The 22,818-nt window shown below is 65.9% G+C and carries 20 protein-coding genes; 9 read left to right on the plus strand and 11 right to left on the minus strand.

What is annotated here, in order from left to right; translation table 11 throughout:
* Positions 1–123 precede the first annotated feature (123 nt).
* Positions 124–876 (plus strand): FadR/GntR family transcriptional regulator, encoded by a 753-nt coding sequence (locus VNW74_RS25120; RefSeq protein ID WP_325681878.1) that lies wholly within the window; start codon positions 124–126, stop codon positions 874–876.
* A 76-nt stretch (positions 877–952) separates the two neighbouring features.
* On the opposite strand, the gene VNW74_RS25125 is transcribed toward VNW74_RS25120, so the two are convergent.
* Positions 953–2,224: an FAS1-like dehydratase domain-containing protein gene (locus tag VNW74_RS25125; protein ID WP_325681880.1), complete on the minus strand. Its 1,272-nt coding sequence runs from the start codon at positions 2,222–2,224 to the stop codon at positions 953–955.
* A gap of 221 nt (positions 2,225–2,445) precedes the next feature.
* On the opposite strand from VNW74_RS25125, the gene VNW74_RS25130 reads away from it, so the two are divergent.
* The gene (locus VNW74_RS25130) at positions 2,446–2,904 is read left to right on the plus strand and encodes a MaoC/PaaZ C-terminal domain-containing protein (protein ID WP_325681882.1); all 459 of its coding nucleotides are present in this window, start codon (positions 2,446–2,448) and stop codon (positions 2,902–2,904) included.
* A gap of 115 nt (positions 2,905–3,019) precedes the next feature.
* Positions 3,020–4,510, plus strand: a complete 1,491-nt coding sequence (locus VNW74_RS25135) for a class I adenylate-forming enzyme family protein (RefSeq protein WP_414686767.1) — start codon at positions 3,020–3,022, stop codon at positions 4,508–4,510.
* Between the two features lie 28 nt (positions 4,511–4,538).
* On the opposite strand, the gene VNW74_RS25140 is transcribed toward VNW74_RS25135, so the two are convergent.
* A complete protein-coding gene (locus VNW74_RS25140; protein WP_325681886.1) occupies positions 4,539–6,041 on the minus strand; it encodes a class I adenylate-forming enzyme family protein in 1,503 nt (500 codons plus the stop codon).
* 240 nt (positions 6,042–6,281) lie between these two features.
* Here VNW74_RS25140 and VNW74_RS25145 point away from each other — a divergent pair, with 240 nt between their 5' ends.
* Complete coding sequence (locus tag VNW74_RS25145; RefSeq protein WP_325681888.1) at positions 6,282–6,578, plus strand: hypothetical protein; 297 nt, start codon at positions 6,282–6,284, stop codon at positions 6,576–6,578.
* Here VNW74_RS25145 and VNW74_RS25150 read toward each other — a convergent pair.
* The 3 genes from VNW74_RS25150 to VNW74_RS25160 are packed head-to-tail and all read right to left on the minus strand — an operon-like array spanning position 6,556 to position 9,357.
* Complete coding sequence (locus tag VNW74_RS25150; RefSeq protein WP_325681890.1) at positions 6,556–7,734, minus strand: thiolase family protein; 1,179 nt, start codon at positions 7,732–7,734, stop codon at positions 6,556–6,558. The genes VNW74_RS25145 and VNW74_RS25150 overlap by 23 nt on opposite strands.
* A gap of 60 nt (positions 7,735–7,794) precedes the next feature.
* Complete coding sequence (locus VNW74_RS25155; RefSeq protein WP_325681892.1) at positions 7,795–8,574, minus strand: enoyl-CoA hydratase-related protein; 780 nt, start codon at positions 8,572–8,574, stop codon at positions 7,795–7,797.
* Positions 8,575–8,577: 3 nt separating this feature from the next.
* Positions 8,578–9,357 carry an SDR family NAD(P)-dependent oxidoreductase gene (locus VNW74_RS25160; RefSeq protein ID WP_325681894.1) on the minus strand — a complete coding sequence of 260 codons (780 nt, stop codon included), beginning with the start codon at positions 9,355–9,357 and terminating at the stop codon, positions 8,578–8,580.
* Between the two features lie 111 nt (positions 9,358–9,468).
* Here VNW74_RS25160 and VNW74_RS25165 point away from each other — a divergent pair, with 111 nt between their 5' ends.
* Both VNW74_RS25165 and VNW74_RS25170 read left to right on the plus strand, forming a co-directional pair.
* A complete protein-coding gene (locus VNW74_RS25165) occupies positions 9,469–9,909 on the plus strand; it encodes a Zn-ribbon domain-containing OB-fold protein (RefSeq protein WP_325681896.1) in 441 nt (146 codons plus the stop codon).
* Complete coding sequence (locus VNW74_RS25170; protein ID WP_325681897.1) at positions 9,906–11,102, plus strand: thiolase family protein; 1,197 nt, start codon at positions 9,906–9,908, stop codon at positions 11,100–11,102. Before VNW74_RS25165 ends, VNW74_RS25170 begins: the two co-directional genes overlap by 4 nt.
* Before the next feature lies 1 nt (position 11,103).
* On the opposite strand, the gene VNW74_RS25175 is transcribed toward VNW74_RS25170, so the two are convergent.
* Positions 11,104–12,111, minus strand: a complete 1,008-nt coding sequence (locus tag VNW74_RS25175; protein WP_325681899.1) for a nitronate monooxygenase — start codon at positions 12,109–12,111, stop codon at positions 11,104–11,106.
* A 110-nt stretch (positions 12,112–12,221) separates the two neighbouring features.
* Positions 12,222–12,977, minus strand: a complete 756-nt coding sequence (locus VNW74_RS25180) for an enoyl-CoA hydratase/isomerase family protein (RefSeq protein ID WP_325681901.1) — start codon at positions 12,975–12,977, stop codon at positions 12,222–12,224.
* Between the two features lie 90 nt (positions 12,978–13,067).
* Between VNW74_RS25180 and VNW74_RS25185 the strand changes: the two genes are divergently transcribed.
* Both VNW74_RS25185 and VNW74_RS25190 read left to right on the plus strand, forming a co-directional pair.
* A complete protein-coding gene (locus VNW74_RS25185) occupies positions 13,068–15,461 on the plus strand; it encodes an acyl-CoA dehydrogenase (protein WP_325681903.1) in 2,394 nt (797 codons plus the stop codon).
* A 72-nt stretch (positions 15,462–15,533) separates the two neighbouring features.
* Complete coding sequence (locus VNW74_RS25190) at positions 15,534–15,851, plus strand: helix-turn-helix domain-containing protein (protein WP_325681905.1); 318 nt, start codon at positions 15,534–15,536, stop codon at positions 15,849–15,851.
* A gap of 588 nt (positions 15,852–16,439) precedes the next feature.
* Here the strand turns inward: VNW74_RS25190 and VNW74_RS25195 are convergent.
* The 4 genes from VNW74_RS25195 to VNW74_RS25210 form a co-directional block, all read right to left on the minus strand.
* The gene (locus tag VNW74_RS25195) at positions 16,440–17,258 is read right to left on the minus strand and encodes a hypothetical protein (protein WP_325681907.1); all 819 of its coding nucleotides are present in this window, start codon (positions 17,256–17,258) and stop codon (positions 16,440–16,442) included.
* A gap of 516 nt (positions 17,259–17,774) precedes the next feature.
* Positions 17,775–19,007, minus strand: a complete 1,233-nt coding sequence (locus VNW74_RS25200; RefSeq protein WP_325681909.1) for a CoA transferase — start codon at positions 19,005–19,007, stop codon at positions 17,775–17,777.
* A gap of 40 nt (positions 19,008–19,047) precedes the next feature.
* Complete coding sequence (locus VNW74_RS25205) at positions 19,048–19,905, minus strand: mycofactocin-coupled SDR family oxidoreductase (protein WP_325681911.1); 858 nt, start codon at positions 19,903–19,905, stop codon at positions 19,048–19,050.
* A gap of 55 nt (positions 19,906–19,960) precedes the next feature.
* Entirely contained in the window at positions 19,961–21,118 is a 1,158-nt protein-coding gene (locus tag VNW74_RS25210) for an amidohydrolase family protein (protein ID WP_325681913.1), read from the minus strand.
* Between the two features lie 163 nt (positions 21,119–21,281).
* On the opposite strand from VNW74_RS25210, the gene VNW74_RS25215 reads away from it, so the two are divergent.
* Positions 21,282–22,772 carry an aldehyde dehydrogenase family protein gene (locus VNW74_RS25215; RefSeq protein WP_325681915.1) on the plus strand — a complete coding sequence of 497 codons (1,491 nt, stop codon included), beginning with the start codon at positions 21,282–21,284 and terminating at the stop codon, positions 22,770–22,772.
* Positions 22,773–22,818 lie beyond the last annotated feature (46 nt).

Below are 22,818 nucleotides of genomic sequence, written 5' to 3' on the forward strand. Positions count from 1 at the left end.
GGTTGCTCGACGTCCCTTGGCCCGCGCGCCAACCGTGATTCCATCAATGAATCGGTGATAAATTGACCTCAACCGCACGCATGGGTGCCGAAGGCTAGACGGCGAGAGCGCAGAGGTAGGACCTTGTCTGAGTTGGTCACCGACGCGGAGGAGCCCTCCTCCAACGCCGCTTCGCTGGTAGCTGCCCAGATCCGCAAGCAGATCGTCCTCGGCGAGTTGACCGAGGGTGACCTACTGCCGTCGGAGCCCGAGATGATCAAGCGGTTCGGAGTGTCGCGCCCGACACTGCGGCAGGCATTTCGCATCCTGGAAACCGAGCACCTGATCACGGTGCAGCGCGGATCTCGCGGTGGCACAACGGTTCTTCGGCCCGCGACGAAATTGGCCACCCGCTATCTCAGTGATCTGCTGCGGCATCGCAAGACCACGCTCGGCGACGTGCTGACCGCCCGGCTGATGATCGAGCCTGCCGCGGTGGCCCAACTGGCCCGTTCCCGCGACGCCGATGCGATCAAGAAACTCTCCGCGCTGGTTGACGAGCAGCGCGCCGCCGAGGACGGCACCGCCGCCACGAAGGCGGCCGATCAGTTTCATGTCCGGCTCGTCGAGCTCGCCGGAAATCCGGTCCTTGCCCAGTACTGCACGCTGCTCCACTACCTCATTCGAGGCCATGTGCGGCGCCTGGCCAGCGCGAGTCGCAGCGGCGACATCGGGCTGACGCACGGATCCGCCGAGGCCCACGCCAAGCTGGCTGAACTGGTTTCAGCCGGCGCGGTGCACGCCGCGCTAGAGCACTGGCGCGACCACCTATCCGACATTCATGCGCAGCTGGCGGCGCGGCTGGACCTCGACTCTGCTCTCGAAGCACCGGAGTGACGCGGAACAGCGTAGCCGAACAGGACTGCAAGAGAGGCGATCTCACGCACGCAATCGCCAGCCTGCGGCACGTTCCCTAGCGAGCCCAGGGGCCTTCCTCCGGCGTGGGCATACCAGGCAGCAAGCCGTGATCGGCCGGCGGATCGGGATAGGACGGCAAGCCCCTAGTCCGCGAGGGCAGGCGCACCCGCAACGTGCCGTACGCCGTCCGTTCGTCGAGCTGATTGTGGCACGCTACCGAGCAGAGGACCTCCGGGTAACCGCTGGACTCATCGACCGACGACACCTCGCCGGTGATCTTGGTCAAATCCCCCAATGTGTTGAACCCCGTCACCCGGTCGTCGACGGCCACGATGATGGCATCGTCGCCCATCCAATCGGTTACCGCGTGCATCAGCCACGCGTTGCGCAGCATCCCGTAGTCGTAGGCCCGGCGCGCGCCGACCGATCGTGCGAAGGCATCGTCCCAGTGAACGCGCATGGCCGAATCCCACGCGCCGAATTCATTGCGGGAGTAGAAGCCGCCCATCCGCTGCCGGTTCTTCCAGTTCAGCCGGTATGGGAAAATCTCGTGGCGGCCGTTGCCTTGCAGCCAGGCAATCACGTCGCCCGTCACCAACGGACCACGGAACCGCGGCGTGAACGTCTCACCCGGCTCGACGTCCTCGACGTAGCGCTTCTCACCGCCGCGAATCGACTCCATGGCGTAGTGCTCGTCCACCTCGTCCAGCTCCGCGGCCGTGTAGTGGTGTTGCACCAACGGCTTGTTGTCGGTGTTACGCTCGGCCGCCGTGGCACGCTCGGTGTGGACAAAGTCGGCGTCCCAGATAGCGATGAGATCGCCGGCGTCATTCCAGTACACGCGTCGGCGCACAGACACGGCCGATTTTCCACCGAACCGCGAGCGCTCTTTTTCCTTGATGTCGGTGTAGAAACGGCGGACCCAGATGCGCTCACCTTCGCGGACCGGACGGAAATAGCGAATGTGGTCGCCCGCCCAGAACATGTGGACGCCGGACAGCGCGCCACGACCGCGGGCGCGCACTTCACGCGGCGTTGTCACTTTGGGCGTCAGACCCGCTCCCTCAAGGAATCCCGGCGGGGCGATGATGCCATTCCATCGGGTTTGCGCGGCGTAATCGGGATCGCACCACAGCGGGTTGTCGTCGCCGAAGCCGTTGGCGTAGTGACGGATCCCGTCGCGCGTCGCAGCTTCATTCCAGGTGGTCCAACGGTCGTAGGGCCAGTCGACCCCGATCTTGCCGCGGAATGCCTCAAGGCCAGCTGGTGTCAGCTTGCCGAACTCGGGCTGCTCCGAGGCCGCCTCGGGTGTCGTCACGCTCGTCATCGCCCATCCTCTCCCTATAAATAGAAGTATCATACATCGTTATCTCGGCCTCCGACACGTCGTGTGCTCGACCACACCCGCAAGTCACGGCTTGGTGCTCCGATTATTCGATGTCTAAACTATCGCTTTAAAGCCAACGACTGCGATCGGCAATCCCGCTCGGCCCGCCAGCGGCCGCGAGGCCTGGCGCCCGGCCGTCGCACACCACCGTAAGGAAGACAATGCAGGCGAAGTACCTCGAAGAGCTCAGTGCCGGTGACAGCTTCTTGAGCGCCGGACGCACCATCACCGAGACCGACGTCGTCGGGTTCGCCGGGCTCAGTGGCGATTTCAATCCCATCCACACCGACGTCGAGTTCGCTCGCAGCACCGTCTACGGGAAGCGCGTCGTCTATGGCCTTCTCGGCTTGGCGATCTTGACCGGACTGTTGGACCGAACCGGGCTGTTCAGCGGTACGGCCATCGCGATGCTGGGCATTCGCGACTGGCAGTTTCGTGCACCGCTGTTCATCGGCGACACCGTCCGCTTCCGTCTCACGATCACCAACGTCAGGCGGACAAGCCGCGGCGACCGTGGCGTCGTCGAGCGCTATTTCGAGCTCCTCAACCAGCATGACGAAGTCGTGCAGCACGGACATATCGACATCATGGTCCGCGCTCGGGATGCCGCTGCGACATAGCGCCAGGCGGTGCCATCCGCGGTGCCGGCTCCGATGCCAACGCCGTTGCATTAGATAACTAATTAACCTAATATGACTGAATAGCCGTCCGCCAGACAAGTAAGTCAGACAATCGATGAACCTCTCCCTACTCCTTGACATGGCCGCCGATGGTTTCGGCGACCGCATCGTGCTGGGCTTTCGTGACGGAGGAATGACAGCCGAGCGCCTCCGCCGGCGCAGTCTCGCCGGATCGCGCATATTGCGTGATAGGGCTGCCGACGGGTTGATCTACCTCGGCGTCAATAGCCCTCTCTTTCCGGCCAGCTTGTTCGCCGCCGCCCGGGCAGGGGTCCCGCTCATCCCACTGAACTACCGACTCGGGGACGAGCAACTACGGCAGTTGATTGCCCACCATCCCAACGCGGTGGCCGTCGCCGACGACGAACACTGTGAACGGGTTGCCGCCGAAGGCATCGAGACGTTTTCCATGACGACCTGGAGTGCCGCCCTCGATGAGCCCGCGGCCGCCACGGACGCGCCCGACGACGACCGTCCGGCGGTGCTGATATATACCAGCGGCACCACGTCGGCACCCAAGGGCGTGGTCATCCGGCACGCCAACCTGCTCAGTTACGTTTTCGACACAGTCGAATTCGCGTCGGCCGGTCCCGAAGACGCCGCCTTGATCAGCGTGCCGCCGTATCACATCGCGGCGGTGGCGAACGCCGTCACCAACCTTTACGCGGGCCGCCGGTCGGTGATCCTGGAGCAGTTCAGCGGTGCCCAATGGTTGGCCCTCGCACGGCGCGAACGCATCACCAATGCATTGGTCGTGCCCACCATGCTGGCCTGCATCGTCGACGCAGACGACGAAGACCTGCAGGTGCCCACGCTGCGCACTGTCGCCTACGGTGGCGCCGCGATGCCCCCGCAGGTCATCGAGCGCGCCCTGCGGGCCTGGCCGGAGGTGGACTTCGTCAACGCCTACGGCCTGACCGAGACGAGCTCGACGATCGCCGTGCTCAGTCCCGAGGACCACCGCGCCGCCACTGCCAGCGACGACGACATCGTGCGGGCCCGGCTGCACTCCGCCGGTCACGTGCTTCCCGGTGTGCACCTTCAGATTCGCGATGACGACGGCAATCCGCTGCCGCACGGCCGGGCTGGACGGATCTGGGTTCGCGGGGCGCAGATCTCCGGTGAATACGCCGGAATCGGCTCAACGCTTGACCCTGATGGATACTTCGACACCCGCGACACGGGCTACCTCGACCGCGACGACTACCTGTTCGTCGTTGGACGCGCTGACGACACCATCATTCGCGGCGGCGAAAACATCGCCCCGGCCGAAATCGAAGCGGTCCTGCTACGCCATGCGGCCGTCGCCGACGCCGTTGTGGTCGGCGTCCCCGACGACGAGTGGGGATACCGCATTGAGAGTGCCGTCGTCCTTCACCCGAATGCGACAGCCACACCGTTCGAGCTGATCGCGTATGTGCATGAGCGGCTGCGTGGGTCCAAGACGCCGGAGCGGATCGTCGTCTGGGACGAGCTACCCAGAAATGACATTGGCAAGATCGTGCGGCGTGAAGCCCAGGCCAGGCTCGCACACGGGCGCACCTGACGCCGCTATGCATGCGCCTAAGTAGCCGCTAGCTGTCGGAGCCTTCCAACTGCGTCACCAGCCGGGCCACCGCGGCGCGATCGATCTTGCCGTTAGGAACCCTGGGCAGCGATGAAACGGTGAACAGGGCACGGGGGCGCTTGTAGGAGACCAGGCGCGACCGCGCCGACTCGAGCAGGGCCTCCGGCGTCGCCGTCGACTCGACCACCGCGACTGGGACCTCTCCCAGTCGCTCGTCTGGGCGCGAGATGACCACGGCCTCCACCACACGGGGGTCGTCTTCGAGTACCGCCTCGACCTCTTCGGGGGCGATGTTGAATCCGCCGCAGATGATGATGTTCTTGACCCGACCGGTTATATAGAGGTAGCCGTCGCCGTCGAGATAGCCCCGGTCACCCGTGCGCAACCAGCCGTCGGAGCCCAACGGTGTCGTCTCGTCGGCATTGAGGTAGCCGACGGTCGCCGAGCGGGATCGAACCCAGATTTCGCCGTCCGAGCCGCCCGGCCTGTCGACCCCGTCCTCGTCGACGATGCGGATCTCGACGCCGGGCAGCGCCCGTCCGACGGAGCCGGCTCTGCGCCGGCCGGCCAGCACATCGCGCACGCTTTCGATCGCGATGCCGCCGAACGCCTCGGTCTGGCCATAGGCCTGCAATACCGGCACACCGAACCGCGACTCGAACTCCTCGCGCAGCGCGGGCGTCAGCGGCGCGGTGCCCGACGACACGTAGCGCACCGCGCCCAGCTTCTGCCCGGCGGGCACCTCGTCCAGCAGCATCCGCAGCATGGCCGGATTAAGGGTGAGATTGTCGATGCCGAACTGGTCCACCAGTCGCTTGGCCAGCGCGCCGCCGAACTTCCGCAGTAACACCACGTCGCGTCCGACATACAGCGCGAAGAGCAGGCGCACCACGCCCGCGGTGTGGGACAGGGGGTTGGCAATCAGGTTCGGCGGTTTGGCCACCGTCGGCAACGGGCTGGGATCGGTATTGGAGCGGAACGCCGAAACCGTCGCGCGAAGGTTCGACCACGCGTTGTCATGAGTCAGCACAACGCCTTTCGGCGCACCCGTGGAACCCGAGGTGAGCAGAACCAAGGCGGGCTCATCGCCGGCGACATCGGGTACGGCCAGCGCCTGCGCCCTGTCCACGCCCTCGTGGGTCAACCGGGCGAATGGCACCACGGTCAGTCCGAGCTGGCGCAGGTCGTCCGCCTCGCCCGGATCCACCACCGACACGCGGGCATCCATCGAGGTCGCCACGCGGTGTGCGTCATGCTGCGGTACGCCGGGATGCATCGCGATGACGGCCGCCCCTAGCGACCAGCCGGCCGCCAGCACCGCCAGGAACCGCTCGTCGTTGCCGATGCGGCACAACACCCTGTCGCCGTGCGACACACCGGCAGCCGCCAGTTCGCCGGCAAGCCGTGCCGCAGCTGCCGTGAGCTCACCGAACGTCCACGCCGACTGGTCTTCGATGAACAGGAACGGGTGTTCGGGCGCCTCGGCGTCGCGCCAGGCGAGAAGAGCCACCAGCGAACCCCGCCGTCCGACGGCGGCGGCAAGGTCATCCGCGCGCGTGCTTGATGCTGGCCGAGGCTCAATAGCCGAAGTGTTCACCACATCTCCCGATGGACCCTGACCCCCTGTACGCCGAAACCACAGAGGCTTAAATAGTTATATCAGATGATTATTTATGAATCGGGATCGGGCTTCAAGGTTAATCCGATCTATGATTGTCAAATTACTGGTGACGACGAGGAGAAGCCGTCGATGACGCCTGCCCGAGAGCCCGAACTGGTCAGTCGCGACGAGTCTCAAGATGACTATGACCTGCTGACTTACCGGGAAGTGGCGGCTCGGCTCTCGGAGGAGATCGTCGCTGAGTCCCAGCGCATCGCCGAATTCGAGGCATCCGGCGCTGACCCGAAGGCACTGGAAGAGTCGAAACGGCGACTGGCCTCACTGCAGGCGAGCACACATCGCTACGAGCAACACGCCAAAACCGCTGATGTCTTCATGCAACGGTTCGGCCTGCGGCCACGGATCAGTGCACCTGGAGGACAATAGCCCCAGCCTGCCCGCCCGCGGCACACATCGTCGCCAGCGCGTAGCCGCCTCCCCGACGGCGCAGTTCGTGGGTGAGCGTCGTGAGCATCCGGGCGCCGGAGGCGGCGACGGGATGCCCCAGGCTGCACCCGCTACCACTGGTGTTCACGATCGCCTCGTCGATGCCCAGTGCCCGGCATGCCGCGATCGGCACGCTGGCGAAGGCCTCGTTGATCTCCCACAGTGCGATGTCGGACATCTTTAGGCGGGCACGGCCGAGGACGCGGTGGACGCAGTCGATCACGGCCAATCCGTTGAGCCGGGGCTGGCCCCCGACGTTGGCCCACGCCCGAACCGTGGCAAGCCGCTGCAATCGTTCCGCCCGAGCCACGTCGCTGGACACCACGGTCAGCGCGGCCGCCGCATCGTTGACGCCGCTGGAGTTCCCGGCAGTGATCGAGAAACCCTCGATCTCTGGATGAATGGGCTTGAGTGAGGCGAGCTTGTCCATCGACGTCGACCGTCGCGGGTGCTCGTCGGTGCCGAAGTCCTTCACGCTGCCGTCGCGCTGCCGTGCCCGCACCGGGATGATCTCGTCATCGAATGCGCCTCGGTCGATGGCCTCGACCGCCCGCCGGTGCGAACGAAATGCCCAGGCGTCCATGTCTTCTCGACTGATCCCGGCCTCGACGGCGGTGTTCCAGCCAACGGTGATGCTCATGTCGCGATTGGGTGCCTCGGCCGTGTCGGGATGGGCGGGGCTGGCCCAGTCCTCGATCCAGTCGTTGGCGGTGCCGACCACTCGGCGCCGTTGCGCCGGATTGAGCGAGGAGGACTGGACACCGCCGGCGACGATCACCCGGTCCATCCCTGCGTGAATCGCCCCGGCGGCGACCTGAACCGCCGTGAGGCTCCCGGCGCAGTGCCGGTTGACCGCCTGCCCGGGCACCTGGGTCAGACCAGCCTCGACCGCCGCGTGTCGGGCGAGATCGCCGCCGCCGTAATTGGACTCCGCTAGGACGATGTCATCGAAGGCCGCGGGGTCGAGCTGTGAGCGCTGCACGGCCTCGGCGAGCACGATGCGCGCCAGCTCCTCGGGCGGCGTCTCGGTCAACGATCCCCTGAAGGCCGTGCCGATCGGGGTGCGAACGGCGTTGACGATGACGGCATCGGACATGATCCACCTCGGTTTCATTACGGATTGCTGAGTCGGCTGCGTAGAGCTCCGTCGCGGGAGTCAGTGTCCCGCCCACCGCGGCGGGCGGCGTTCGGCGAAGGCGAGCGCGCCCTCACGAGCATCGATGCTGCCGAAGATGGGCTCGCGGTATTCCTCGACCATCTTCAGCGCCTCGGATGCACTCTGCGTGATCGTCGCCCGCATCATCGCCTTCGTCGCGGCCACGGCGAGTGGCGCGTTCCCGGCGATGGCGTGTGCCAGATCAAGGGCGACGGTGAGCACCTGCGACGCGGGCACAACTCGATTGACCAGGCCGAGTTGGTAGGCGCGTTCGGCGTCGATGGGTTCTCCGGTCAGCCCGAGTTCCAGTGCGACCGCCAGGGGCACCCGGGCGGGTAGCGCGACTCCGCCACCCGCGGCGAATAGGCCTCGTTTGACCTCGGGCAGGCCGAATCGGGCGTGCTCGGCGGCCACCACGAGGTCGCACGCCATCACCAGTTCAAAGCCGCCCGCCACCGCCGCGCCGTTGACCGCGGCGACCACCGGCTTGGCGTGCTCGCCGCGGGTGAATTCGGTGAACTCAACGGTCGCGGCCATGTCCCGCAGCACTCCCCCGGCCGCGAACGCTTTGAGGTCCATGCCCGCGCAAAACGCCCGGTTCCCCGCGGCGGTGAGCACGACCGCCCGCACCCCGGCGTCGCGCTTGATGTCGGCCAACGCGGCCGAAAGCTGCTCGAGGAGAGCGGGACTCAGCGCGTTGCGCTGCTCTGGCCGGTTCAGCGTCAGTATCTCGACGTGGCCGTCGCGCCCACGCTCCAACTCCCCGCCCGTGGTGTCCATGACTCAGCCCACCCCACGCGCGGTGAACCGCAATGCCCCGTCGAGGCGGATGGTCTCGCCGTTGAGGTAGATGTTCTCGGCGATCTGTTGTGCCAGCTGGGCGTATTCGGCCGGCCTGCCCATGCGTTTGGGAAACGGCACCGCCGCGCCCCATTTCGCGTCGAGCGCCTCGGGGTCTGCGTCCCCGAAGGCGGGCGTCAGGAATGTGCCCGGCGCGATGGTCACCACCCGGATTCCGATCGGAGCCAGGTCGCGCGCGATCGGCAGCGTCATGCCGACGACGCCGCCCTTGGCCGCGCTGTAAGCGGCCTGCCCGATGGTGCCCTCGAACGCCGCGATCGACGCGGTGGTGATGATGACCCCGCGTTCCCCCTCGGCGAGCGGTTGGCTTTTGGCGATGCTGGCCGCCGCCAGTCGCACGACGTTGTAAGTGCCGCCCAGGAACACCGTGAGGACCTTCATGAACAGCTCCTGGTCGGCCGGCTTGTTCTCGCGGTCCAAAGTGCGTTGTGAGCCGGTGCCGCCGTGGGCAACCACCGCGATGCGCACAGGCCCGAGCTCCTCGGCCGTGGCCAGCGCGGCCTTGACGCTGGTTTCGCTGAGCACGTCGGTGCGCATGAACACGGCGCGCTCGCCGAGATCGTCGGCAACGGCCCGGCCCTTGACCTCGTCGAGGTCACCGACGACGACGGTCGCCCCCGCCGCATGCAACCCGCGTGCGGTCGCCGCGCCGAACCCGCCGGCACCCCCGGCGACGAATGCGACGGCACCGTCGATGATCATGCGGACCTCCTGGAGTCTGGACGGCCGATGGACCCCGAGGACGAACGATCCGGACCCAGCCATTTTAGGTTACTGTTATACCTATATACCGTGTCGTTAGGACGAAGGGCAATGACCGCGATCACTCATCGATTCGTTCAGACCGACCCACTGCTCCATCGGGAGCGGTTCGGCCTCGACGGCGCCAACGACTTCTTCTGGCTCAGCGGAGCCGACGGCGTGCTGCGCTTCTGGACTTGTGCGACATGCGGTTATCGGACTCATCCGGGCGGGTCGGCCTGCGCGCGGTGCCTGCGCCGCGACGTGGGTCCCCAGCCGGTTTCGGGACTGGCCACCGTCCTCACCTACACGGTCAACGTCCAACAGTGGTCACCCGGTCAGCAGCCGTATGTGATCGCGATTGTGGGCATCGACGAACAAGATGATCTGCGGTTGACCACCAACATCGTCGATTGCGACCCCTGGTCGGTGCGCATCGGCGACCGGGTGGAGGTGGCGTTCCTGCACCGCCACGGCCTGTACTACCCGCTGTTCCGGCCGGTGGCCCCATGAGCCGCCATTTCGAGCACGACTCCGTCATCTCGGGCATCGGGCAGTCCGCGGTAGGCCGTCGGCTGGGACGCTCGGCGATCGACCTCACCGTGGAGTCGGCCCTGGCCGCGATCGAGGACGCCGGATTGCGCCGCGAGGACATCGACGGGATCACCACGTATCCGGGTGGAGACAGCCTCACCTCGTTCGGATACGCCGGCCCACCGGCCAGCGCGGTGATCGATGCGCTACGGCTGCAACCGAATTGGTTCCAGGGGTCCGCCGAACTGCCCGGCCAGCTGTCGGCGATCGTGGCGGCCATGATGGCCGTCTCGGCGGGCCTGTCTCGCCATGTGCTGGTCTACCGCACGGTGACCGAATCGACGGCGCAGCGGGGCAGCGGGCGCGCGGCGGTCTACGACCCAGACGGGGAGTCCCCGCCGAATGTGATGGGGTGGTCACGCGTATTCGGGGCTCCGTCGGCGTCCAACTGGCTGGCCATGCTGGCCACCCGGCACTTCCACGAGTTCGGTACCACCCGCGCGCAGCTGGGCCAGATCCCGCTCACCTGCCGTCGCCATGCCGCGCTGAATCCCCTTGCCGTCTACCGCGATCCGCTGTCCCTGGATGACTACCTCGCGGCGCGGATGATCTCCTGGCCGCTGTGCCTGTTCGACTGCGATGTTCCGGTGGATGGCTCTACCTCGGTCATCGTCTCGGCCGCAGACACCGCCGCCGACCTGAGCGCCCGCCCGGTCTATGTCGATGCCGTCGGGACCGCGTTCCGCGGCCGCTACTCGTGGGACCAGCAGCCCGCGCTCGCCGAGATGGCCGCGACGGGCGCGGCCAAGCACCTGTGGAGCCGCACCGCATTGCGGCCCGCCGACGTCGACACCGTCCAGCTCTATGACGGGTTCAGCGTGCTGGCCCTGGTCTGGCTGGAGGCGTTGGGGTTCTGCAAGCCCGGGGAGGGCGGCGCGTTCGTCGAGGGCGGATCGCGCATCAGCCTCGGCGGCGAACTACCACTCAACACTGCCGGCGGGCAGCTGTCGGCGGGCCGGCTGCACGGTTACGGACTGGTGCACGAGTCGGTGCTCCAGTTGCGCCGGCAAGCCGGGGACCGTCAGGTCGCGGGCGCGCAGGTCGTGGCGGTGTCCAACGGCGGCGGGCCGATCGCGGGGACGATGCTGTTGACCGCCGAGCGCGCCGCCTGAGTCAGAGCGCCTGCACGCCGGCCTCGGCGGTCGTCAACCTCGCCCGCGCGCTCATGTCCGGCAGCCCGCAAGCGGCCACGTACTCCGCGCGCAGGCGCAGGACCAGCTCGGCGACGCTCGGGATGTCGTCGATCAGGTCGATGCCTTGGCCCGCCGACCACAGCGTCTTCCACGGTCGCACCTGCGGCGGAAGGTGGTCGTAGGTCCGGCCTCCTCGCCGCGGCTTGGGCAGATTCTCCGGATCCAGACCCAGCCGTCGCATGGATTCGACCATCCAGTTCGCGGGCACGCCGGCGATGTCGGGTGTGTAGAGCAGATCCGTCGAGCTGTTCTGCACGATGAGCTGCTTGTAGGCGATGTCGGCGTCCGACTCGCGGGTCGCGATGAAACGGGTCCCGAGGTAGGCCAGGTCGGCCCCGAGCACTTCGCCCGCGCGGATGGCCGCACCCGTGGAGACCGAACCGGCGATCACGATCGTCCCGTCGAACATCGTCCGCACCTTGGGCACCAGCACCAGATGTCCGAGCGTGCCGGAGTGACCACCGCCGCCCGCGCCGATACAGGTCAGCCCATCGGCTCCCGCGGCGATGGCCTTCTCGGCGAACCGCAGCGACGTGACGTCGTGATACAGCAACATGCCGTGGTCGTGGACCCGGCGGGTTGCCTCGGTCGGGTCGCCACCGGCCGTGATGATGATCTTCACACCGTGGCGGGCGCACAGCCGCAGCTGCCGGTCGAAGTCCGCGCCGCCCATCGCGATCCGCAGGTTGACCGCGATTGGCGCGATCCGTCGCGACGGCTCCCGCTCGGAGGCCCGTTGCAGGTCGCGATCGATCGTGGTGAGCCACTCGGCGAAAGTTTCCTCGCTGCCGGCGTTGGCGCGCGGCAGCGCGCCGATGATGCCCGCCAGGCAGGCTTCGCGCACCAGCGCCGGGCCCGTGACGCGGAACATCGGCGCACAGATCGCGGGAAGGGTCAACCTGTCCCGCAGCTCGGCCGGCAGGCTCATGATCGAACCGGCCGGGGCACGACGTGGTGCCCGGTAGGTTTCACCGTCACATCAATCCTCCTGTCTTCCTAGGAAATTCGGGCACCTTCAGTGCTCTTGAGCCGTCTCGGTCACCGCACGAACCGCTCCGCCGCGCGTTCGGCGAAGTCCGGCGCCACCCGTTGTGTCCGAAAACTCTCGTCGGCCAGTCCCGCCGACAGCGCCATCCCGTCGGTGCGCAACAGCGCCTGCTTATGCTCCCGGTGGCTGAACCACGATCCCCGCGTGATCGATTCGACGAGCTCGGCGGTTGCGGACTCGAGGTCGGCGTCGGGGACGCAGCGCGATGCGAGGCCGATCTCCGCGGCCTCGCGGCCATCGAAAACCCTTCCGGTGAACATCATTTCGCGGGTGCGATACGGTCCGATCCGTCGTGGTAGGCGCTGGGTGAGCCCCCAGGTCGCGGCGAGCCCGAACCTCGCATGCGTGTCGGCGAATCGCGCCGACTCGGCGGCCAGGATGAGGTCGGCGGCCAGTGCGAGTTCGAGTCCGCCGGTAACGCAGTGCCCGTGCACCACGGCCACGACGGGCTGGGGCAGGTTGGCCAGCCGCTCGATGACCGACGCCTGGAAGTTGCGCCGCGGTGCCCGGGTCGGCCCCGAGATGTCCGCGCCCGCCGAGAAACACCGTCCCGCGCCGCGAATGACGACGGCACCGATCGTCTCGATCGCCTTCTCCACCTCGGCAACGTGGGCTTCCAGAGCTAAAAACGTCGCGATGTCAAGGGCGTTGCGCTTGTCCGGCCGGTTCAGCGTGAGGTAGGCCACGCCCGACGCGTCCTCGCGCAGCACGACGCCGCCGGTCTGCTCGCTACTCGCACCGACCATGTGCCGGCCCTCCTGCCGCTGGCATCTTTCGCATCCCAAGACTACCTTTTATATAGTTATAGTAGTAACCGATTTATTGAGGGGCTGGGTGTGACCGGTATCGTCCTGACCACACGCGCCGAACGGCGCGAGCTCGCCGACACCGTCCGTAAGTTCCTGGGCGCCGAATGCAGCGAGGCGCACGTGCGCCGCGCCATCGACTCCGAGGATGGATTCGACCGACGGCTGTGGCATCGGATGGGTCAAGAGCTTGGACTGCAGGGCCTCGCCGTGCCCGAGGAGTTCGGCGGCGCGGGCTTCGGCAGCCTGGAGCAAGCCGTCGTTTTCATCGAGGCCGGCCGCGCGCTGCTGCCGGCACCACTGCTCACATCGGTGCTAGCCACGCAGCTGCTGCTGGCCAGTGGCGATGCGGATGCTTACAAAGAATTGTTGAGCGGGTTGTGCGGCGGGGACCTTGTCGCGACGGTGGCGCCTCCGGTCGCCGACGGCGGATTCGATTTGTCGCGCACTGTCTGTCGGGCGCGATTGGCGGAGGTGACCACGGCCGACGGCGAGCTGAGCTTTGTGCCGTGGGCAAGCGCAAGTGACAGCATCATCGTCTTCGCCGCCTCGCAGGACGGCGTCGGATTATTCGTCGTCGAGCGCGATCAGCCCGGCGTGATCGTGACACCGCAGGAGACGCTTGATCTCACGCGCCCGCTCTACCGGGTGCGCCTCGAGGCCGCCCGCGCCCGTCCGGTCGGTGGCCCCGACTGCGCAGCCGCCGCCCTGGCTGCGGCGTTCCCGGTGTTTCTCACCGCTCTTGCCGCCGAGTGTGTGGGCGTCGCACAACAGGTGCTGGACATGGCAGTCCAGTACGCCAAGGTGCGCGAGCAGTATGGACGGCTCATCGGATCGTTCCAGGCCGTCAAACACCGATGCGCAGACATACTGCTGGCAGTCGAGGGTGCCACCTCGTCCGCGCAGGCCGCGGCGACGGCGGTCGCCACTGGCGCAACCGACCGGGTCATGCTCGCCCACCTCGCGGCCGCGCAGTGCACCGATGCCGCCGTGTATGCGACGACCGAAAACATCGAACTGCACGGCGGGATCGGCTACACGTGGGAGCATCCCGCGCATCTGTACTACAAGCGGGCGCTGTCGTCTGCCGCGCTGTTCGGCACCGGCTCCACGCACCGAGCCCGCGTCGTCGAAGAGGCCGCGCGCACCCGAACCGCCAGCGGTGACCCCGCCGGCCAGCCTGAAAACGCTTCTGCGCATGAGGGATTGCTCGCCCTGGCCGCCGACGACGCCGAACGTGGCTTCGCCCGGGAAGCGCTGCAGTTCTTGTCCGCCAACGCGCGTCCTCGCGTCGCGGCATCGGCTCTGTGGGGTGAGGGCGATGAGGGGCTCGCCCTCTTCCACGAGAGTTCGGGTGAGCAGGAGCGCGAGGAAGCCCGCGCCGCCCAGCAATGGCAACGCAAACGCTGGGCTGCCGGATACGGCTGGATCACCGGTCCCACACGATTCGGTGGCCGTGGCCTTCCGGCATCCTATGAACGCCTGTACCGGACGATCGAGGGCGCATTCGAGATACCGGACATGAACCCCATCCGCATCGGGCTGAGCACCGTCGGGCATGCCATCACCGACTTCGGCACCGACGAGCAGGTGGCCCGCTGCGCGGCTGGCATTAGGCGTGGTGACATCATCGCCTGCCAACTCTTCAGCGAACCAGAGGCGGGCTCCGACCTCGCTGGAGTGCGATCGCGTGCCGAGCGCCGCGCTGACGGATGGCACATCGATGGACAAAAGGTTTGGACGTCCAACGGCACGTTCGCTGATCTCGGCCTTGCTTTGGTACGCACGAATCGGGAGGCGCCCAAGCACCGGGGGCTGACCATGTTCCTCGTCCCGATGGACGCCCCTGGCGTTGATGTCCGCCCCCTGCGCCAGATGACCGGCGGCGCCAGCTTCTGCGAAGTCTTCCTCACCGATGTGGTTGTGGACGACACCATGCGCATCGGCCCCGAGGGTGACGGCTGGAAGGTCGCCACGAAGACACTGGCAGCCGAACGACGCTCGACTGGCGACCGCAACCACGAGACGAACGTGCGCGCCGTCGAGTTGTTGTGGCAGCTGATTGTCCGGTCGGGGCGAGACGACGACCCGATGGTGCGCGAGGCCTGGGCGCAGGTGTTCACCCGCATTCAGACCGCTCGCTTTCAGCAGATCCGCATGGAAGCGGTGCCCGACGGCGAGCTGGTCGGCACAGAACGGGCGATCGACAAACTGTTCCTGGTTCAATCTCTGCGCGCCATAGGCGAACTCGCCGCCCAGCTACTTGGACCAGCGTTCGTCGCCGACACCGGTGAATGGGGCACCTACGGATGGAACCGCTGGCTGATGGGAGCCCTGGGCTACCGGATTGCCGGCGGCACGGATGAGGTACTGCGCGTCATGCTGGCTGAACGACTGCTCGGGCTGCCCCGCGACCCGCGCTGACCCACATACGGGCTCAGAGTTTATCGCTTGCAGTGAAGTAGGCGCTCACTTCTGTCAAGTGCACTCCGAAGAATGCCCACGCCAACAAAAGAAGCCCGGCAGCGCCGATCTCGGCGGTCCCAGGCCGAACGCCGCCAGGAGATCCTCAGCGCGGCGCGCCCCGTCTTCCTGACCTCCGGATACGCCGGCGCGACCGTCCGCGAGATCGCCGCCGAAGCCGATGTCAACGACGCCGTGCTCTACCGCTCGTTCAGCACCAAAGAGCAGATGTTCGAAGAAGCGGTCGCCCGACCGCTGGAGGAAGCAGTCTGCGCCGCCTTGCAACCCGGATCTCGAAGTCCGTACCGTGGCAGAAGGATTCGTCTGCGAGCTCCTCGAAGCGATGGGTGACATCGCTCCCCTGCTGCTTGCCGTGCTCGGAGATTCCGAACGCGGGAAAGCCTTCTATCGCGACCGTTTCCAGCCTGCACTGGCAAGCTTCGTGAGAGCATCGACACGAACCTGCCGAGCTGGGCACACCGCGACTTCGACCCCGATCTCGCGACAATGACCGTGTGTGGCATGTGCCTATTCGTCGATGGAGTGTGTGGGTGAGGTGGTCCCACAGCGGACAGACCAGCGGCGAGATCAGACCGCCGGCGAGTACCGAGATGGCAAGGCGCAAGTGGCCGCCCTGGGCGCGCTGGCGCCGTAGCACCCATACGGTAATTGCCAGCGCGACAACGAGGTTGGCCGTCGCAAAGATCCACAGCAGCTGATTGTCGGCGTGCATCTAATGCGGTGCCGCAAGCGTGGTCATCGTTTACCTTCGCCCGCGATCGGACCGCGGAGTTGGTCCAGATAAAACCCGGCCCGAAGAGGGCTCATTTCGGGCAAAGCTGTCGAGCAATTTCGAAAACCGTAGGAGGAGTGCGACTTCTACCATGCATACAGACTTGAAGTCGCGCCGAGGTCAACGTCGCGTTCCTCGCTTCATGCTCATATCTGCCCATGTCCCACTGGTTGTTCATTCGCGATGGGATAGCGCCGACGCTCGCTCGCGGGATGCCAATCGACCGCGACAGCACGGATCATGCCCCAGAGCAGGCCGAAGGAGAGGACCACAGTGCCGAGAGACCCCAGGGTACGCAGCAATATGCTCTCGGTGTTACTCATCATCCACACCATTGGGATGTCGGGGCACTTCGATGCCCATAGTGCCAACAGCATCAGGGGCGCGAAGACCCATGTTTGACGATCGCTGCTCAGCAGATGTCTGCGGACCAGGTAGATGGCGACGGCCGCAGCCATGACGCAGGTCCCGTTTGTGAACCACCAATTCAGAGGCAGCCCTGTGAAGTTGAGCGGCTGGTTGCCCCAATAGCGCCACCACCCGAGGGCAACAGGCAACGGTTCGAACAAGGCGGCCGCTAGCACAAGAACACCGGTGTATTTCCAGAGTTGACGTTGTGTCACACCCGCCTCCAGACGTTGGTAGAGCCATGTCACAGGGAAGGCGAAGTAGAAGATGTAGACAAAGAAAATGTAGAGCGGCACATCGTGGCCAAACCAGTTATGAATCATGAACCGGGGTCCCCTTGGGTACCCGCAATCAAGAAGCATGTCGGTGAAGGGCTCGTACAGCATGGTAAGCATCGAGCCGACGATCACCCACAGCGGCCAGACCTTATGTTCGCGGCGCGCCACGCTGACGCAGTAGCCGATCGACGCCAGCCCCGCAGCGCCCAAGACGATCTCGGCCGCCAGGCTTGAGGTTGCGCTGATTGACCAGTCGGGCTGGAACGCCGGATAGATCATGGATCCTCCAAAGTAGGCGCCTACTTACGACGGACCCTAGACGTAGGCTCCAGACTCCGTCAAGACCTCGGACGATATTTTGATACGGGCAAGTGCAAAATAGCGATTGCGCGGATAGCCTGCTGTTTCAAAGATTTAGGGCACAGATCGGGGTCGGCAACGACTAACGAGCGGTTCGTTCCGCGACCAGGCTGACGACCGCGTCGTCAAGCGTCGACACGGGCTCGCTGCTCGCGCGCCGCGGCGAGAATCTTCCGCTGCTCATCCGCCGAACGACGGGGGCGACGTTGCCGCGGCTGCTGATTCTTCACCGGACGCTCGGGCCGTCGCCCTGACAAGTTTAATCAGCGCCACCTGACCCGCAGCGGTCGAATCGCGGCTGCGGACGCGACGGACATCGGTCCAGCGCGCGCTGGCCTGGCCGAGATGCGGGCGATGCAAGCGCTTTTCACCGTTGCGCCCCAATAAGCGCTAACGACCGCGGCCACGGCCGCCTTCGGCGCTCTCTGATTTGGGTTAGGTGATTGCGCCCGCGATCTTCAGCTCGATCAGCTCCTCTTCGGTGAAACCCAGCTCACGAATGACGTCGTCGGTGTGCTCGGCGAACTGAGGCGCGCGCCGCAGCTGCGTCGGAATCTCGTCGAACTGCACCGGGTTGTTGACCAGTTCGCGTTCCTTGCCGTCGGCATCGGTGACGGTGGTGATATAGCCGTTGACGCGCAGGCTGGTGTCCTGGCTGACCTCCCACGGATCTTGCACCGCGGCCCACTGCCCCCGCACGTTGTCGAGGGCCGCGCGCCAGTGTCCGAAATCGTGCTCGGCGATGATCTCTGCGACGATCTCCGCCGCCTCGGCTGCGTTGGCCATAATCGAGTCCGCGTCGGTGAATCGCGGATCGCTGGCCAGCTCCGGTCGCCCGACGGCCGTGCAGAACTCGGGCCAGTACTTGCCTGGTTGCAACATCGTGAGCATCAGCCAGCGGTCGTCGCAGGTTTTGTACGTTCCACTCAACGGGTTGCGCGCCGAGCCGTGACGGGGCTGCACAGACTCGGGCGGTGGTCCGCCCACCAGCATCGCGAGGTTGACCGCGAACTGCATGGCCCACGCGCCCACCGCCAGCAGCGATACATCGACCACCGAAGTCTGCCCAGTGGTCGCTCGCGCGTACAGCGCGGCGGCGATGCCGCCGGCGATCGTCACGCCACCGATGTTGTCGCCGAAGGCGCCCGTCGGCATGTGCGGCATCTGGTCGGCGCCGGGTTCGGTCACACCGTCGCCCGTCCCGGCCCTCGCCCAGAATGCCGTCGAGTCGTAGCCACCCTTATCGCGCTCGGGACCTCGCTGACCAAAGCCGCTGCCCCGCACGTAGATAATGTCGGGGTTCAAAGCGCGAATGCTGCGACAATCGATGCCAAGCTTCGCCTGTGCCCGCGGTAGGTAGTTGGTCAGAAAGACGTCCGATCGTTGGATGAGCTTCGCAAGTACCGGCCCGGCCTCTGGACGGTCCAACGCGATCCCGACGCTGCGCTTACCCCTATTGGGTCCCTCCATCACCGGGAAAAATGAGCAGCCAGACACCCCGCCATCGAGTCCCATCACGCTGACCAGGCCACGCTGGGCGTCGCCATACTCGGCGTGCTCGACCTTGATCACCTCGGCGCCCCAGTCGGCGAGCACCGCGGCTGCCGACGGCACGAAGGTGTACTGCGCGACCTCGAGGACTCGGACGCCATTCATCGGCAGATGCATTCACGTTTCCCTTCTCGAGCTGATGAGCCGCCCAACCGAGTCACAGAACGCCGGGCATTTGCTTGATCACCGAGCCGGCGTCGACTCGAAGCTGCATACCCGTGATGTATCGCGACTCATCGGAGGCCAGGAACACCACGGCGTTGCTGACGTCGACGGGTTGGATGTACGGAATTGGCATCGCCTGCATGGCCGGGAAAGCGATCTCGGCGTCTTCGCGGGTCGGAGACTCGAGGTCGGGGCGGAACAACGAATACATCGCCTCGGTGTGCAGCAGATCCGTGTCGCAGTTGGTGGGGTGAACGGCGTTGACCCTGATGCTGCGCGGCGCCATCGCCAGCGACGTTTCGCGGACGAACTGGGCAATCGTGCGTTTGGCAAAGGAATAGCCACGTCCGCCGGGGCCGGCGGCCGGCCCATCGGTCGCGCCGGGGACGAGCGCGGCAACCGAGCCGGTCGCGATGATGGATGCCCCGTCCCGAAGATGCGGATACGCCGCCGCGACCGTGTTGAAGACCCCAACGAGCAGTGTGTTCAGGGTCGTGAAGTAGGTGTCGATCGGATAATCCCCGAGTACGGCGATGCCCGCGTTGGCGACCACGACATCGAGATGGCCGAGTTCTGCGACGCCGTCGTCGACCACGCGTTGGACCGCCTGCCGGTCGCCGACGTCGGCGACTCGGGCAACGATGCGCCGGTCCAGCTTCTCCACGAAGGCCACCGTCTCCTCGAGGTCATCGTGACTGGCCATGGCGTAGGGAACGTGCGGCAGGTTCGCGCAGATGTCGAGGCCGATAATGTCGGCGCCCTCCTCAGCGAGGCGGATGGCGTGCGAACGACCCTGCCCGCGCGCGATCCCGGTGATGAAGGCGACTTTCCCCTCCAAGCGACCGCCCATGACGTTCTTCCTTCTCGCTTTTCGACTGATGGCGAACTCGACAGGTGGAGCCCCGTCAGGCGTCCAGGTGCATCAAGTTGCGGGCATTGGTCTCGACGATCATCCGGCACTCCTCATCGGGCACCTTGGCGAGGTTCTCGGCGATGCGTTTGCGGCTATTGGGCCAGTTCGAGTCGGAGTGCGGGTAATCGACCTCGATGAGGATGTTCTCTATCCCGATCACGTAGCGGTTGTCCACGCCATGGACGTCGTCGATGAAACATCCCCAGAAGTGTTTCTTGATCAACTCCGACGGCCGGTCGTTTTTGTTGATGTCCTGGTACCAGCGATGCCGCTCCCAGGTGTAGTCCATGCGCTCCATCAGATACGGCAACCAGCCGATGCCGCCCTCGGACAGCATCACCTTCAATTTGGGGTGCCGCTGCAGCAGGCCGGAGAACACGATGTCGGACAACGACCACATGAGGTTCGTGGAAAACACGCTGATTGCCACGGCGAAGGGCGCGTTTGGATCGACAACATCGTTGTCCATGAACGAGAAGCCGGGGACGAAGCTGCCCGAACCGAAGTGCAGGCACACCGGCATCTCGGTGTCCTCGAAGGCCTGCCAGACCGGCTCCCAGTGGGTCGGATGGTGAAACGACGGCAGTCCTAGCGGGATGGGTGCGTCGGGAAACGACACCGCCTTGGAGCCGATATCCCGGGCGCGGCGCACCTCGTCGGCAGCCAGCTGCGGGTCCCACGTAGGCAGGATCGCCAGCGGTATGAGCCGGCCCGGTGCGGCCGCGGCCCACTCACCGACCTGGAAGTCATTCCACGCCTTGACGCACTCCAGCGCGAGATCCTTGTCCTTGGCGCGCTGAAAGACCCCGCCGGCGAATCCGGGAAAGGACGGGAAACACAGCGCCGCGTGCACGCCGTCGATGTCCATGTCCTTCACCCGCTCGGCGGCGTCGTAGCAGCCCGGGATCATGTCGTCGTAGCGGACCGGCTCCATCCCGTAGTCGTGCGGGTCTTTGCCGGCCACCGCGTTCAGACCGATCTGCGGGTATCGGTCCCCCTCGTACTGCCACACGTGGTGGCCTTGCTCGTCCTCGATGATCTTGGGCCCGAGTTCCCTGTGGTGCGCCGGCAGCCGGTCCTGCCACAGGTTGGGCTGCTCAACGAGGTGATCGTCCACCGAGATGATTTTCATGTCGGGCTGCAGTGGCATGCCGCCTCCTCACCGTCGTGGCTGCCCGTTCAAAGATATAACTAAATATACCCTTTAGGGAAGCGCGGAAGGCAAGTTTGCCGCCCATCTACCCGCCGCAGACTATGTGATATAGATTACTGATAGCACGAATAATGCCCCTACAGGGTGGTGGAGGATCGGCATGGGCCACGAGTACAACTACCAGCTATTCATCGACGGTGAGTGGACTGAGGGAACTGGGGACGAGGCCCTTCCCGTCCTCAACCCCGCGACCGAAGACGAGATCGGGCGTGTCCCCCAAGGGACCGTCCAAGACATCCGCACGGCGGTCCGTGCGGCGCGGGTTGCGTTCGATGAAGGTCCGTGGGGCAGATCGACACCGAAAGAGCGCGCCCTGACGCTCGGGCGAATGGCCGAAATCATCGAGCGGCGTTTCGACGAACTGGTCGAACTGAACATCGCCGAAGCGGGCAGCACTCGCATGCTGGCGAGCGCCCTGCAGATCGGCGCGCCGCTGGAGGCGATGCGCGACTACGCCGATCGCGTTCTGCCCCAGTACCGATTCGACACGCCGCTGATGCCCTACATCGGCGCCGACGGGCTGGCCGGAATCGGGCAAGGCGTGATCCAGCGCGAAGCCATCGGCGTCGCTGCCCTGATCACCCCCTACAACTTCCCGTTCTTTCTCAACGTCTTCAAGGTCGCCCCGGCACTCGCCGCCGGCTGCACCGCCGTACTGAAGCCGTCGCCGGACACCCCGCTCGAGGCGCTGATCCTCGGTGAAATCGCCCAGGAGGCGGGACTGCCACCCGGTGTGCTGAACATCGTCACCGGTGACGCCGACGCCAGCGCCGAGCTGACCCGGCACCCGGACATCGATCTGGTCAGCTTCACCGGCTCAGATGTGGTCGGGCGCGCGGTGCACCAGCAGGCCGGCAACACACTCAAACGCGTGGTCCTCGAACTCGGCGGCAAGTCGGCCAACCTGATTCTCGACGACGCCGACATCGAAAAGGCGCTGCCGGGGATCGTGATGAACTTCACCATGCACGCGGGACAAGGTTGCGCTTTGCTCACTCGCACCCTGGTGCATCGTTCGTTGATCGACGAGGTCGCCGCGGCGCTCAAGGGTGTCCTCGACCAGATCACCGTGGGCGATCCCGCTGACGAGTCGGTGTCTATGGGTCCCCTGATCAGCGCGCGCCACCGCGAACGAGTCGAGGGCCTGATCCGCGGCGGCGTCGACGAGGGCGGGCAGATCGCCTACGGCGGTGGCAGGCCCGCCGGGCTGGACAAGGGCTACTTCGTTGAACCGACCTTGTTCGTTGGCGTCGACAATTCGATGGCCATCTGCCGCCAGGAGGTGTTTGGCCCCGTCGGCGTGCTGCTGCCTTTCGACAGTGACGATGAAGCGGTCGCGATCGCCAACGACAGCGACTTTGGCCTCGGCGGAGGCGTGTGGTCGGGAGACCCGGTGCGTGCCTACAACATTGCGCGTCGGATGCGCACCGGCAACGTCATGATCAACACCACCGCAGGCGGCGGCGGCCTGAGTCCGTGGGCGCCGTTCGGCGGCTATAAGCACAGTGGCCTGGGCCGTGAGTGGGGCGCCGCGGGCATGGAAGAGTACCTGGAAACCAAGTCGATCACCTGGTCGGCGGGCAACGCCTGAGGCAGCGGCCGCCCACGTCCGAGCAGCAGCAGTTCTCCCGACCAGC

This window comes from Mycobacterium sp. (genome assembly GCF_035570115.1).
Taxonomy (GTDB): Bacteria; Actinomycetota; Actinomycetes; order Mycobacteriales; family Mycobacteriaceae; genus Mycobacterium.

Excerpts from the sequence above, each read along its gene's own strand:
- VNW74_RS25135 (WP_414686767.1), top strand. The coding sequence starts at position 3,020 with ATGAACCTCTCCCTACTCCTTGACATGGCCGCCGATGGTTTCGGCGAC.
- VNW74_RS25160 (WP_325681894.1), bottom strand. The coding sequence starts at position 9,357 with ATGATCATCGACGGTGCCGTCGCATTCGTCGCCGGGGGTGCCGGCGGG.
- VNW74_RS25215 (WP_325681915.1), top strand. The coding sequence starts at position 21,282 with ATGGGCCACGAGTACAACTACCAGCTATTCATCGACGGTGAGTGGACT.
- VNW74_RS25150 (WP_325681890.1), bottom strand. The coding sequence starts at position 7,734 with ATGTCCGATGCCGTCATCGTCAACGCCGTTCGCACCCCGATCGGCACG.
- VNW74_RS25200 (WP_325681909.1), bottom strand. The coding sequence starts at position 19,007 with ATGCATCTGCCGATGAATGGCGTCCGAGTCCTCGAGGTCGCGCAGTAC.
- VNW74_RS25130 (WP_325681882.1), top strand. The coding sequence starts at position 2,446 with ATGCAGGCGAAGTACCTCGAAGAGCTCAGTGCCGGTGACAGCTTCTTG.
- VNW74_RS25170 (WP_325681897.1), top strand. The coding sequence starts at position 9,906 with ATGAGCCGCCATTTCGAGCACGACTCCGTCATCTCGGGCATCGGGCAG.
- VNW74_RS25180 (WP_325681901.1), bottom strand. The coding sequence starts at position 12,977 with ATGGTCGGTGCGAGTAGCGAGCAGACCGGCGGCGTCGTGCTGCGCGAG.
- VNW74_RS25210 (WP_325681913.1), bottom strand. The coding sequence starts at position 21,118 with ATGCCACTGCAGCCCGACATGAAAATCATCTCGGTGGACGATCACCTC.
- VNW74_RS25155 (WP_325681892.1), bottom strand. The coding sequence starts at position 8,574 with ATGGACACCACGGGCGGGGAGTTGGAGCGTGGGCGCGACGGCCACGTC.
- VNW74_RS25205 (WP_325681911.1), bottom strand. The coding sequence starts at position 19,905 with ATGGGCGGTCGCTTGGAGGGGAAAGTCGCCTTCATCACCGGGATCGCG.
- VNW74_RS25195 (WP_325681907.1), bottom strand. The coding sequence starts at position 17,258 with ATGATCTATCCGGCGTTCCAGCCCGACTGGTCAATCAGCGCAACCTCA.
- VNW74_RS25175 (WP_325681899.1), bottom strand. The coding sequence starts at position 12,111 with ATGAGCCTGCCGGCCGAGCTGCGGGACAGGTTGACCCTTCCCGCGATC.
- VNW74_RS25165 (WP_325681896.1), top strand. The coding sequence starts at position 9,469 with ATGACCGCGATCACTCATCGATTCGTTCAGACCGACCCACTGCTCCAT.
- VNW74_RS25190 (WP_325681905.1), top strand. The coding sequence starts at position 15,534 with ATGCCCACGCCAACAAAAGAAGCCCGGCAGCGCCGATCTCGGCGGTCC.
- VNW74_RS25145 (WP_325681888.1), top strand. The coding sequence starts at position 6,282 with ATGACGCCTGCCCGAGAGCCCGAACTGGTCAGTCGCGACGAGTCTCAA.
- VNW74_RS25125 (WP_325681880.1), bottom strand. The coding sequence starts at position 2,224 with ATGACGAGCGTGACGACACCCGAGGCGGCCTCGGAGCAGCCCGAGTTC.